The following is a 12,400-nucleotide window of genomic DNA, read 5'->3' as shown; positions in this document are numbered from 1 at the left end:
CAAAATGCCGATGATCTGTTCGTCTGTAAAACGGTTGCGCTTCATCCTCTGGTCCTCTCAATGGGCCAGAGCTTACTTCAAAATGGATTAATTCGGCGGGGCAAGGTCACGGCGTTAAAATTTGGATTTTTGCTCAAGCTGTATTTCAGCCGCGCTTACGATAACGAAGTTCGGGAAAGAATGATTCGTCTGGTCGAAGATTATGGTGTGATCTTCTCTGACAAGATTACCCATTATATGCCCTATGACGGCAAGCGTTTGAAACCTACCAGTGACTTTGACTATATCAGATACTTCACGGACCGTATGAATAGCATTTCGCCCGACGAACTATCCGAAGGTTTCGATGCCGAACTCTATGGCTTTCCCGACGCCTTGGACAAGGATGAACCTACTCCATATCACATCGGTGTAGTGGCTCGACCCTCGATTTCGGAAAGGCGATTGGCGCATAAAAGCAATGCGCTTGGGCGCCTCGAAGCTTACATTCCGGCGGACTGGCCTCAGGGTGACTATACAAAGTTGGCAACTCTTGTGAATCGATGGGCGGAGATCGGGCAACCTATTCATGGTACATTCGGTTTTGGCCTAATCATGGAAGAGGGCGGGGGACGCGGACCGTTCCTTGATCTCGCCTTTCCATTCCTGAAGCGATTTCCCGGTTTGGACTATCCAGATCTAAGCCTTTGGAGAGTGAGGAGTGAACCGGCGACCCGACCAGTCATACGCTCGATCAATTGGTTGACGTTGATCGATGAAGAGCGTCTCCAACTGATTGGAGGGCTTGAGAAAATGCGTGAGGCACTTGGTTCGTCCTGCCCTGTGTACCCTTATAGGGGTGGCGTCATTATTCAGGCTGGACCGGAACCGAAAATCGGAGACGCCAACCGAGGAGAGTTCTCCGAGAACTACCAAAAGGTATCACAATTGCTGAAACCGATCCGCTTCGAAGATTTTGGCCGTCGCGGGATCTTCGAGGGTCTACCATTGCCTCTGGATGACAGAGATGAGACGTTGGCTTGGCTACGGCGTTTTGATTGAAGAAGGCCGCTGTCCTGAGATGGACCTCAAAAGTTGTTATTCTGCGGATTCGCAAAGATTTCGATGGAGATGATGGCTTGAACTGAAACGGCCCGGAAGATTTATGCCCGCATGGCATCCCGTTATGCAAGCGACCAGACTGACGGGAGTGGGAATTGATCACAGTTCATTTGCCTTTGCCGCGTCGGCGGCTCTGTTGCAAATTTTTGCAAGGTCTGCAGAAAGAGCTATCGCTGGACACAGTTATGCAGCGAGCGCCGCGAATTGTTGAAATGCGGATTGGCCACTGGTTGAGAATTGCCGCTTGCGGACACTCGCCCATGAGCTTTCGATGCGATGGGATGCTTATGGCTACGGGCGGTCGTTGGGTGACGCTTTTGTGTCGGAAGGACTAGCTGACAAATTTTCGGAGAGTGTCACCGGCGCGCTCGATGCACCATGGACACATGCCCTGGTCGACAGCGATTGGCGAAGTCTTCTCGATCAAGCCGAACGCGAAATACATCGCGAGGATTACGATCACGCGGCCCGGTTCTTCGGCACTGGCAACTTGCCACGATGGGCAGGCTACACCATCGGCTATCGCCTCGTCAGCCTTTACAGCCGGGCAAACCCGGAGTGGCCATGACTGGCATGATCGACGCCTCTCCGTCTGCGATTCTCACATTCTGGACCAGGCTCCGATGACTTTCAGCGAATGATTTTAGCCAGCACCCGATGGTCTATGATGCATGGTCTTGCCATACTCATCATCGATGGTCACCTTGGTGCTAATACAAAAGAGGTCTTGGATGCCGATCTTGAGACCACTTTCAAGAAAGTGTTTGAGCTCGAGCTTGCCGACAATTCGTGAGGGATGGAAATGACAACAGCCGCTTCGACCCCGATTTCGGGCGTGATGTTTCAAAGGCCCATTCCAATTTTGCGGATGTTCGACGTCGCAAAGGCGCGCGAGTTCTACTGTGATTTCTTGGGCTTCACGGTCACTATGGAGCATCGTTTCGAGCCGGGGCTCCCGCTTTACATGGCTGTGGAGCGAGGAGGGCTCGAGTTCCATCTGTCCGAGCATCATGGCGATGCAAGTCCAGGCTCCACCACTTTCGTATGGACGATCGGCATCGCCGCCTACCATGCCGAGTTGACATCGAAGAAATACCGCTACGGGCGCCCCGGCATTGATCACCTGCCTTGGGGCGAACAACTCGAAGTCCACGATCCTTTTGGAAATCGCATCCGCTTCTGCGAGAAGAGGGGATAGCCATGTCAATCTCGGACATAATCTATCGTCCGTTTGAAAATTTGATCCGCCCCTTAGATATTCCCTATAGGCCTCTTCCACCCACAGGGCCTGTCGCGGTTCTCTTGCATTTCATATCAATGTTTCGCGGCGTCCTGATGCTACTAGCATTTTCCGCGATGGCTATGGAAGCGATCAACTTGTCGATCGTTTGGGGGTTGTCGGTCATCGTCGATGGCGTAACCAGGCAGGGTGCTTCCGTCTTCCTGGCCGATGAGTGGCCGTTGCTCACCTTTTTGGGGCTCCTGATCTTCCCCGCAATGCCGATCGCCTCGTTCTTACTCAACACGCTTCAGTCGCATACACTTGGTATCGGCATGCCTGCGGCGATCCAATGGCAGGGCCACAAGGCGGTCGAGGGGCAGGATCTGGCTTTCTTCCACGAGCTATTTGCCGGACAGGTCGCCTCACGTCTGCAGCAGGTATCTTCCGCAGTTCAGCAGCAGATCATTGCTGCCTTCCAGACTGTTCCACGCTTCTTGCTGCAGATGGTCGGTTCCGTGGTCTTGCTCAGCGCTCTGTCTTGGCAACTTGCCCTGCCTGTTGTCATATGGATCGCGCTCAACGTGGCATACACCGTCAAAACAGTCCCCACTTTTGCAGAGCGCTCTCGCCGCACTGCAAAGCAGCGAAGCCTGGTTGCTGGCGCCCTGACCGATCTCTACACCAATATGCAGATGATCAAGCAGTTTGCGGCCGAAGACAGCGAGGCAGGCGCGATCCGTCGCACCATTCAGAAGTCCGTCCAAACGCAACAGAGCGAACAGCGCATTTACCGCACCTCCGAACTCGCTGTGGTTATTCTCAACACGCTATTGTGGCTAAGCATGCTGTCGATCGGATTTTCCGGGCTGGTCAAGGGCTTCCTCTCGGTCGGCCAGTTTGTCGGCGCGGTCTATATTCTTCAGCGACTCTCCACGCAGATCTTCGTCTTCTTGCAAATGGGCCAGCAGATCTTCCAGGCAGTTGGCACAATCAAGGACGCGATGCCGGTCATGACTACGCCACCCACAATCGTTGATCCGCTCAACGCTGCCGACCTGATAGTTCGTCGCGGCGAAATTCGGTTTCAAAACGTGGGTTTTACCTACAAGTCTGGAAAACCCGTGATCGACAGTCTTTCGCTGACTATCCAGGCTGGTGAAAAGATTGGCCTGGTTGGCCTTTCCGGCGCCGGCAAGACGACACTAGTAAGCCTTTTGCTGCGGTTTTATGACATCCAGAATGGCGCAATCCTGATCGACGGACAGGACATCAGCGAGGTCACCCAAGGAAGCCTTCGCCGCAACATCGGTGTGATAGCGCAGGATGTCGCGCTATTGCACCGCCGACCAGAGGCGACGCAGCAACAGATTGAACAAGTGGCTAAGACAGCGCGGGCTGACATGTTCATAGCCGATCTCACAGATGGCGAAGGGCGCAAGGGCTACGAGGCATTCGTCGGCGACCGCGGCATCAAACTTTCCGGCGGTCAACGGCAACGCGTGGCCATCGCCAGGGTATTGCTAAAGGACGCGCCCATCCTTGTGCTGGATGAGGCAACATCCGCCCTCTACAGTGAATCGGAGGCGGCCATCCAGGAAAAGCTCGAACTGCTGATGGCGGGAAAGACGGTCATTGCCATCGCACATAGGCTATCGACAATTGCGATGATGGACAGGATCGTCGTTCTCGACCATGGCCGTATCGTGGAGGAGGGCAGGCCCGAGGAGCTGATAATGAGCGATGGCTTGTTTGCCCGTCTGTGGAGGCGGCAGACAGGTGGCTTCATTCCAGAGGATGAATAGTTAACCCAGTCGATTGCAAAATCTCGCCGCAAAAAGACTGCATTGACGGCCATACCGCCATATGGCAACAGGAACCCCACCGCAAAATTGGGTCGGTGTCTTATGCGGCCTTTGCAATCTCTTGGCGAGCGCATTGTTGTTCTCAGACCCTCGAACGCAGGTAAGTCAACTCTTGCGGTTGCCCTTTCGAAGAAACTGGGGTTTCCGGCCATTCACCTTGACCAGCTTCATCACCTACCCGACACCGACTGGCAGCAGCGTCCGGAGGTGGAATTTGCCGCACTTCACGATACGGCAATTCTCGGAGAGACATGGATAATGGAAGGCAACTACTCGCGCATCATGCCGCAGCGTTTTGCGCGAGCGACAGGTGCGATCCTCGTAACCTCCAACCACTGGCTCCGGTTTGCTCGATATCTGAAGCGCACGTTGAGCAATCGCGCGGAGCGAGCCGGCCACCTTGAAGGTGCCAAGGACAGCATCAAATGGGAAATGATCCATTGGATTCTTGTGAAGACCAGAAATAGTGGCTTGAAATATTCCCGGGCAATTCAAGAGTCGGGCCTGCCGGCCGTTGAATGTCGCACAGCTGAGGAGTTGAACGAATTATATCGGGCTTGGGAGCTACTGCAAAAGTGATCCGTGCCCATTCTCCGGTGGTCGCGCCCTTGCGCCTGCGACACAGCTCCCGTGCTATTCAACTATCTGCATCGCATTAAGAGATTTCGCCAATCGCAGGTTTATATAGTCGCGCATCTGCGCCAATGCCGTTTCTCGCGAAAGACCTTCAGATTGAAGACCGCCACGAAGCCACAGGCCGTCAATCAACGTGGTGATCGTTAGGGCGACAGCATCACACTCGTCTCGCGGTAAGATGGCCGTAAGCGCCGACATCAGGTTGGAGCGCATTCGCGAGTGGATGACCTTTTGAATGCGTGCAAGTTGGGGCTCCCGCGGGACTTCCGCGCAGAGAGATAGCCACGCATGGCAGACGGACGGGCGGAAGAACCGCTCCTCGAAGTTCCCTTGGATGATCGCATCTAGCCGCTCGAACGGCGTTCTCGCGGCCTTCAGTCTCTCGCTGACCGCCTCGCTGAGCGAGGCGTTGGCCTCACGCATCGCATGCTCGAAGAGCTCCTGCTTGTTCTTAAAGTAGTGGAGGACAATCCCTTTTGAGGCGCCAGCGTGGGCGGCGACCTTCTCTAGGGTTGCGCCGGCCATTCCCTCCTGCTGGAGCACCTCGAACGCCGCTTTGCGGAGTTCCCTGCGTCGAACCGTGCTTATTGAAGTGAGCTTCATCGAATTTGCCTTGCTGCTATCCATGCACCATTGACAATTCCCACCTCAAAGATCAAATCTTGTCCCGCTGGTCAATAATATGACCACCAGGTCAAAAGGGGAATTCGAATGCAGAAAATGCTCAAAACCGGAATGCTCTCCCTTCTTCTCTGTGGCGCCGCGCTTCCGGCGTTGGCCGGCGACCCGGAAAGTTGCAAGCTCGTTCGTATGGCCGAGCCGGGCTGGAACGATCTGGCCTTCACTACGGGTGTGGGAGCAACCTTGCTGAATGCGCTCGGCTATCAGGCCCAGAGCTCGGTCTTGGGCATCGGTGTGATCTACACAAGCCTGAAGAACAAGCAGCTGGACGCGTTTCTCGGCTATTGGGACCCGGCGATGGTCAATTATTACAAGCCATTCCAGGCCGATGGTTCTGTCGAGAATGTCGTTACCAACCTCACCGGCGCCAAATACACTTTCGCGGTGCCGACCTATGTCTGGGATTCAGGTGTCAGGGATTTCGCGGACCTTCACAAGTTTGCCGACCGCTTCAACAAGAAGCTCTATGGCATCGAACCCGGATCGAACCAACTGATGCTGGATGCGATCGCCGACCCGTCGCTGGATCTGGCGGGCTGGAACGTTGTCGAGTCCAGCGAACAGGGCATGCTGTCGGAGGTCAAGCGGCATGTGACAAGGAAGGACTTCGTCGTCTTCCAGGCCTGGGCGCCCCACCCGATGAACACGGCCTTCGACATCAAATATCTGACGGGCGGCGACAAGTTCTATGGGCCGAATTTCGGCTCAGCGACGGTCTCGACACAGGTTCGCAAAGGCTACCTGGAAGAATGCCCGAACGTGGCAAAGCTACTCCACAATCTGACCTTCGATATCGACTTCGAGAACAAGGGGATGGGATATCTGATGAATGACAGCCTTTCGCCGGAGAAAGCGGCGCTGAAAGCAATTTCCTCGGAGCCCGATCGCATGAAGGGCTGGCTCGAAGGCGTGACGTCGCTTGACGGCAAGCCCGGCCTTGAAACAGTCAAGGCGAAGCTGGGCCTGTGACCGGATCGATTGATCATGGTGCCTGGGCTAGCCGTAAGTCGTACTTCCGGCTGCCCGATGGGCGGTCTCTCGCCTATGTTGATACCGGCGGCACAACGGCGGCACTCATCTTCATCCATGGCTATTCGGACTCAAGCCGCAGTTTCTCGCTCATGGAGCCGTTTTTGCGGAACTTTCGGCTAGTCATTCCGGATCTACCGGGGCACGGCGTATCAGATGCACGAGATCGATGGACGGTCGAAGGCCTGGCGAGCGATATTGCAGCGCTGATCGACTCGCTGGATAGCGTTCCCGTGGCGGTCATCGGACATTCCTTAGGCGCGATGATTGCGATAAAGCTTGCTTCGATGGATCGCCCGCCTATGAAAACACTGGTGACAATTGCCGGAACGGTACGCCCCGCGCTCTTAGCCGATGCGTCGCTCTGCGCTCGCATTCTCGATCTGTCAGACCCGATCGACCCGCGCGACCCCTTCTTCGAATACTGGCATGCCTGTCCACAGCCGGTGAACCAGGGTTTTCTGGATCATCTGCGCGGGGAGGCGGCAGCCATACCCGCCTCCGTCTGGCATGGGATTTTTTTCGAACTGTGCGATCTTGATTTGTCCTTTGAAGCAGCCAGGATCAATATCCCGAGCCTGGGCATATCAGGAGGGCAAGACGAACTTTTCGATGGGAAACATCGGACGGCATTAAATAATACGGTATCAGATTCTCAGTCGATCGTTATGGACGGCCATGGGCACAATCCGCATTGGGAAAATCCTGAGCTTGTTGCGGCGCATATTAGGCGCTTTCTAGCCGTGTAGTGAGTTTGTGGCGTGATCTCGTTGCGGGCAGATTGCCACAGGACCTTGATTAGATCATCCTTTCGCCCCCGGAAGCAGAAGGCGTCGCCGCCATGAGGATCGCGGCCAGGACCTTGCTGCACTTTCAGCGCCAGGCTGTTCGTGCCGCAACGAATGTCCGTAGCCCCGCCCGCGATCGAAGCCTTCACTCCAGCCAGAAACGCGATCATGCCGCATCCAGGACAGGTTACGGGCGCGCACGAATGGTGGGATGAAGTGAGGCAGGGATCGTCAGCCGTCGGCCATTCGGCAGGTCGATCTCGATCCCGTTGTCATCTTCCGGCCGGAGTGGCGAAGCCTTTTCGCCAGGTGCCGCCGGCGGCGAAATCGCAACCAGCGTGAAGCTTGATTGGCGCGGAAACGCTCAGAAGTCCGCCCCGGTATCGACGACGCCAGATCTTTAATGAGGACCGCGACAAACAATACCGCCGCGCCGTCGCCTGCCGAAAGACCGCAGGAACAAACGGGTCCAGCGCAATTGTTTCCTGGACCAAAAACGCAAACCTATTGATCCCGCGCGGAAGTCGATCGGTTCACGATGCAGGCAGGCCTTGAGGTCAGCGCCCAGTCAAGGTTGCGAAGTTCATGTTGCAGTTCGTCAATCCGTCGATCAAACAGACAAGGCGTGAGGCTTCGAATTGCCGCCGCTTGGGTGGGTCGTGGAGCGCACATTTGTCTGGCTGGGTCTGCGCTGACGACTGACCTCGGATTGAGAAAAATCAACCGTCTCCGCCGAAGACTGGATGCTTACTGCCCACATCCGCATTTTTACACCGAGGCTCGCAAGGCACCATGGTCATTGAGTTCCTTCGGAGACAGGTTCTATAATTTTGTCGTAAACTTAAATTAGATAAAGAGAATTTTAATACAACTAATAATAAACAACTCAAATAGGGATTATTCTTAGCAATTGTCAATTTCGTGTTGGCCCATGCTCCGGAGACTAAAATGCGTATTTCTCTTGGCCAACTCCTAACATCGCTCTTTGCACTAATTTTGACCGTTGTTGTCGCTCAAGGGGGGTATGCTGTTTTCTCTTTGGGCACAATCCGCGAAGGAACGACTCAAATCGTTGAAAAACGCGTTCCATCGTTCATCACAATGGGCCAACTTAACGCTGACGTCGGCGATGTTCGAGTTGCTCAGGCAGCTTATCTAGACGCCAAGGGCGATCAAAAACAAAAATTCGCCGAAGCCGTCGACAGAGCCAACCAGACGCTGGCAAAGAACCGCAAAATCTACGAGCCTCTTATGGTGGATCAAGGCGATCGCGATTTATACGCGGCCTTCGCGACCGATTGGCAGAAGGCCGAAAACCTATGGCAGAAGGTAAAATCTGCTGCCGACGGTCAGAAAAAGGAGGAAGCAATGAACCTTTTTCTTGGCGAAGCTTATGATCTTTACAGTAAATCTGGTGACGATATTCAAGCCGCGGTTGATGACTTGGCTAGCAATGTCAAAGATGAAGGAACGGGCGTCCTGACGTCGGTTGCCGATGCAACATCTATAACCCATATCGCTCTGGCTATAGCCGTTCTCATCGGCATTGGAGCTACGCTGACCAGCGGCATGCGGGTTGTGCGCCCGCTGAAGAAGATCACTGACAATATGCGGGCCCTTGCTGGCGGTGACACCGACGGCGAAGTGTCCTATAAACGTCGGGCTGACGAAATTGGCGCAATGGCTGCAGCACTGCAAGTGTTCAAGGATGGTATCTTGCAAAACCGCGCCTTGGAAGCTGAAGCGGAAACGGCCCGGCAAAGAGCTGGATCCGATCGACAGCAGCTTCAGCAAGAGGCCGAGGCCGTTGCCCAGAGGAAGTTGCAGGAAGCGACGGTCGGTATTGCAGGCGCCCTCAAGCGTTTAGCTGCTGGCGACTTGGCTTTTGAATTGACGGAGCCATTTGCCCCAGAGTTCGAGGCCCTGCGCAATGACTTGAACGCCGCAGTCGCACAATTGGGAAACACCATTGCAACAGTGGCGCATTCCGCAAGCACCATCAGCGATGGTTCCCGTGAGGTCAGCCAGAGCGCAGACGACCTTTCCAGGCGCACAGAACAACAAGCGGCATCACTGGAGGAAACGGCGGCCGCCCTTGATGAGATCACAGTAAATGTTACCAATTCTTCGCAGCGCGTTGAAGAAGCACGTAGCGTTGCCAACGAAGCCAACAGCAGCGCTGCTCTCTCCGGCCAGGTTGTGAGTGAAGCAATCAAGGCCATGCAACGCATCGAGCATTCCTCCAACCAGATCTCCAATATAATTAGCGTAATTGATGAAATCGCCTTCCAAACCAATCTTCTCGCTTTAAATGCCGGTGTGGAAGCCGCCCGTGCGGGGGACGCAGGCCGTGGTTTTGCAGTTGTCGCTACGGAAGTGCGTGAACTAGCCCAGCGGTCCGCCAAGGCAGCCCGCGAGATCAAGGATTTGATCAACAACTCCACGAAGGAAGTTGAGAATGGCGTGCGGCAGGTGCAGGAAACTGGCAATGTGCTCAAGGGCATCGAGCATCATGTGACCACCATCAACGGTCTGATGGATGCCATTGCGACATCATCGCGGGAACAGTCCGTTGGTTTGTCGGAGGTCAATATCGCCGTAAACCAGATGGATCAGGTGACACAGCAAAATGCTGCGATGGTGGAAGAAACCAGCGCTGCCAGCGCCAGCCTTGCATCTGAAAGCCAGCGTCTCCAACAACTGGTGTCAAGCTTTACCATTTCACGCCAGTACAGGAGATCCTTCGAAAGCCGCCATGCTGCTTGACCGATAACATCCACAAAGAAAGCCCCGCATGGATAGTGCGGCGCTTTCATGATGGGACTTCTGAAGGTTCTATCGCCAAAAGGATGACCGCCCTTCATGTCGCTCTCATCAGGACGCTATCGATACATTTTGCCCTGAGCAAAAACAGGCCGCGGAGCCTTGCTGGCTTGATCACGGGTTGGCCCCATTTCGCACGATGAAACTGTGTCACAAGGACATTTGACGTGTGCGATATGAAGGCCCGGCAAATGTGTCAGACGACCCAACAATCCATAAGCTCCAGTTGAGTGTAAAACCGGCGCCGATCTGATGAGCGGCGGGACATCTTGCACAAATTGAACCTGCAGAAACAGGTCGAGTCCGGCGTGTCTCCACGTGGGAAATATTCTTACCCACGCCTACGGTATCGCTGTTTTTGGGCTGAGACCAACGAGGGAGTGTCAGTCACAGAGTGCCTTTCCGAAGAATTCCACCAGTTTCGGCAGGCTTTCAGATGTCTCGTGATAGAAATCGATGTGTTTGCGCCCCTGTACGACGAAAAGCTCCTTTGGATCGCAGGCATTCTCGTAGGCCGTTTTGCTGAAGGGGATTGTATCGAACGCTTTCATCGGCTCCGTGCCGACAATCAAGAGCAGAGGCCGTGGTGCCAGCCATTTGATGAAGGCGAAGGAGTCATAATTCAGGAGGAGTTCAAAGCTGCGAGCAAGCTGCTTGTTGGTGCATCGTGGATGATAGCCCAAGGGCGTAGAATAATATTCGCCTGCTCCACCATAATCCAAAATGCTGATTGTCATTCCCTCAGCGCCATTTGCTTCTGCAATGCGAGCTTGGCCCATTGGAGCAAGCGACGCGTGAAGAGCCTCAGGGCTTATGTTGCCAGATTCATCCTTCAATGCTGCACGAGCCATCGCCCCGGTGCACATCAGGGCGACACCAGCAACAGCTTTGATACGTACATCTGTTTGGGCGGCAAAGATCCCGTATCCGCCGGAAGCGCAGATGCCCGTCAGCCCGATTCGCTGCGCATCTACACCTTCTCCAAGTGCGGAAAGGTAGGTGACGGCGCATTTGAAATCCTCGACGCGTTGGTAAGGATCTTCAATATCGCGGGGTTCTCCACCGCTCTCACCCTGATAAGCTGCATCGAAAGCAAGTGTCGTGAAACCGGCCTCGGCCAGAAGACGTGCATAAAGGCCTGACGCCTGTTCCTTGATACCGGTGCCTGGATGGCCAACAATGATTGCCGCCCCCTTGCGATCAGGGCTGCTCTTTGAAGGCAGATAGAGATCCCCGACAATATCGATACCCCGGCTTTTGAACGTTACTTTGCGCATTTCAGTCATTGTGGAACAAACCTTTCAACAGCGGTATTGCTAATGTCGGCACTTACGCAGTGGCCGTCTTGCCGACGGACATTCGTCAGGCGACGGCGCGCGTAGCCTGCTTGATAAATTCGTGACGCTCGCAGACCTGCGGGACAACTCGCCCTCAGGGTCCAACGGTAAGTCACTCTCCCGGTTCGGGTGACGTCGCCCCTCACTCTTCATCGAAGGGGCAGGTCGTCAGCAGCGATCAGCGCGTAACGCAGAAAGCCGCATCTATGGGTCAGGTTTCGTCAGAGAGACTACGTCCTGTTGTATGATTGCTAGGGCATCGTATTTCTCTCTGAGGATATCGAGGAGAGATTGTCTTCCGTTGCCATCCACCCAAGCGCTTGCTGCGACCCGGAATACGCCAACCGCTATCGCCGCGGCGACCGGTGCTAGCCGCGCCGCGTTGGGCGTCGGATCAGCTCGACTTAAGAGAGCAGCACAGAGACGCTCTTCCCAAAGTAAGTACTTCTCTGCACTTCTTGCCCTAAGGCTCGGAGTGGCCGCAATCAGCCGAGCGATCGCAAGTGCGGAAGGAAGTTGGTCGGCGTTGTTGGCTACGTGTTCCAGCAAAACAGAGCACAAACAGGCAAGCCCCGGCTCTGCAGGATCCCTCTGACGAACGGCCGCGGCGAGATCTTCTGATGCGACACTGCTCCAAGCAATGACGATATCGTCTTTTGAGGGGAAATGACGAAAGACCGTTCGCCTTGAAACTCCAGCTTTCTCGGCGATGTCGTCAACACTGGTTTCATCAAAGCCATTTTCCAGAAACAGCTCGATACCGGCCTTGATGACTGCTGCACGAACATCGTGTCTCTGGCGATCACGTAACGTCGAAGGGCTTTGAGGTTCAAACTCTGGAATCAATGTCATGAAGTCTTATTATGTGGCACTCAGTGTCATGTCAACACGCAGTGCCATTATTTGTGGCCATATCAGAAA

12 protein-coding genes are annotated in these 12,400 nt (G+C 54.7%); 8 read left to right on the top strand and 4 right to left on the bottom strand.

The genetic code is table 11. From position 1 onward, the window contains the following. The 5 genes from VH564_RS23775 to VH564_RS23755 all read left to right on the top strand — a co-directional run. Window positions 1-1,041 (top strand): type VI immunity family protein (locus VH564_RS23775; protein ID WP_423342320.1); only part of this gene is annotated, 1,041 nt, incomplete at its 5' end. Window positions 1,042-1,372: 331 nt separating this feature from the next. Further along, a complete protein-coding gene (locus tag VH564_RS23770) occupies window positions 1,373-1,669 on the top strand; it encodes a DUF2268 domain-containing putative Zn-dependent protease (protein ID WP_423342324.1) in 297 nt (98 codons plus the stop codon). 234 nt (window positions 1,670-1,903) lie between these two features. Continuing rightward, complete coding sequence (locus tag VH564_RS23765) at window positions 1,904-2,299, top strand: glyoxalase superfamily protein (protein ID WP_423342319.1); 396 nt, start codon at window positions 1,904-1,906, stop codon at window positions 2,297-2,299. A gap of 2 nt (window positions 2,300-2,301) precedes the next feature. Further along, window positions 2,302-4,125 carry an ABC transporter ATP-binding protein gene (locus VH564_RS23760; RefSeq protein ID WP_423342318.1) on the top strand — a complete coding sequence of 608 codons (1,824 nt, stop codon included), beginning with the start codon at window positions 2,302-2,304 and terminating at the stop codon, window positions 4,123-4,125. Window positions 4,126-4,227: 102 nt separating this feature from the next. After that, the gene (locus tag VH564_RS23755; RefSeq protein WP_423342317.1) at window positions 4,228-4,764 is read left to right on the top strand and encodes an AAA family ATPase; all 537 of its coding nucleotides are present in this window, start codon (window positions 4,228-4,230) and stop codon (window positions 4,762-4,764) included. Between the two features lie 54 nt (window positions 4,765-4,818). On the opposite strand, the gene betI is transcribed toward VH564_RS23755, so the two are convergent. Beyond that, entirely contained in the window at window positions 4,819-5,424 is a 606-nt protein-coding gene (betI, locus tag VH564_RS23750; RefSeq protein WP_423342323.1) for a choline-binding transcriptional repressor BetI, read from the bottom strand. A 108-nt stretch (window positions 5,425-5,532) separates the two neighbouring features. Between betI and choX the strand changes: the two genes are divergently transcribed. After that, window positions 5,533-6,471, top strand: a complete 939-nt coding sequence (gene choX, locus VH564_RS23745; protein ID WP_423342316.1) for a choline ABC transporter substrate-binding protein — start codon at window positions 5,533-5,535, stop codon at window positions 6,469-6,471. Then, complete coding sequence (locus tag VH564_RS23740; protein WP_423342315.1) at window positions 6,468-7,280, top strand: alpha/beta fold hydrolase; 813 nt, start codon at window positions 6,468-6,470, stop codon at window positions 7,278-7,280. The genes choX and VH564_RS23740 overlap by 4 nt, the downstream gene beginning before the upstream one ends. Here the strand turns inward: VH564_RS23740 and tnpB are convergent. Continuing rightward, the gene (gene tnpB / locus VH564_RS23735) at window positions 7,187-7,489 is read right to left on the bottom strand and encodes an IS66 family insertion sequence element accessory protein TnpB (RefSeq protein ID WP_423342314.1); all 303 of its coding nucleotides are present in this window, start codon (window positions 7,487-7,489) and stop codon (window positions 7,187-7,189) included. The genes VH564_RS23740 and tnpB overlap by 94 nt on opposite strands. Window positions 7,490-8,267: 778 nt before the next feature. Here tnpB and VH564_RS23730 point away from each other — a divergent pair. Next, a complete protein-coding gene (locus VH564_RS23730) occupies window positions 8,268-10,085 on the top strand; it encodes a HAMP domain-containing methyl-accepting chemotaxis protein (protein ID WP_423342313.1) in 1,818 nt (605 codons plus the stop codon). Window positions 10,086-10,525: 440 nt separating this feature from the next. Here VH564_RS23730 and VH564_RS23725 read toward each other — a convergent pair whose 3' ends face one another. Then, entirely contained in the window at window positions 10,526-11,428 is a 903-nt protein-coding gene (locus VH564_RS23725) for an alpha/beta hydrolase (protein WP_423342312.1), read from the bottom strand. 255 nt (window positions 11,429-11,683) lie between these two features. Continuing rightward, a complete protein-coding gene (locus VH564_RS23720) occupies window positions 11,684-12,331 on the bottom strand; it encodes a TetR family transcriptional regulator (RefSeq protein WP_423342311.1) in 648 nt (215 codons plus the stop codon). Window positions 12,332-12,400 lie beyond the last annotated feature (69 nt).

Source organism: Rhizobium sp. HT1-10 (assembly GCF_049472505.1).
Classification (GTDB): Bacteria; Pseudomonadota; Alphaproteobacteria; order Rhizobiales; family Rhizobiaceae; genus Rhizobium.
Note: the sequence above shows the minus strand (reverse complement) of the source record. Positions and strands in the feature narration are given on the sequence as shown.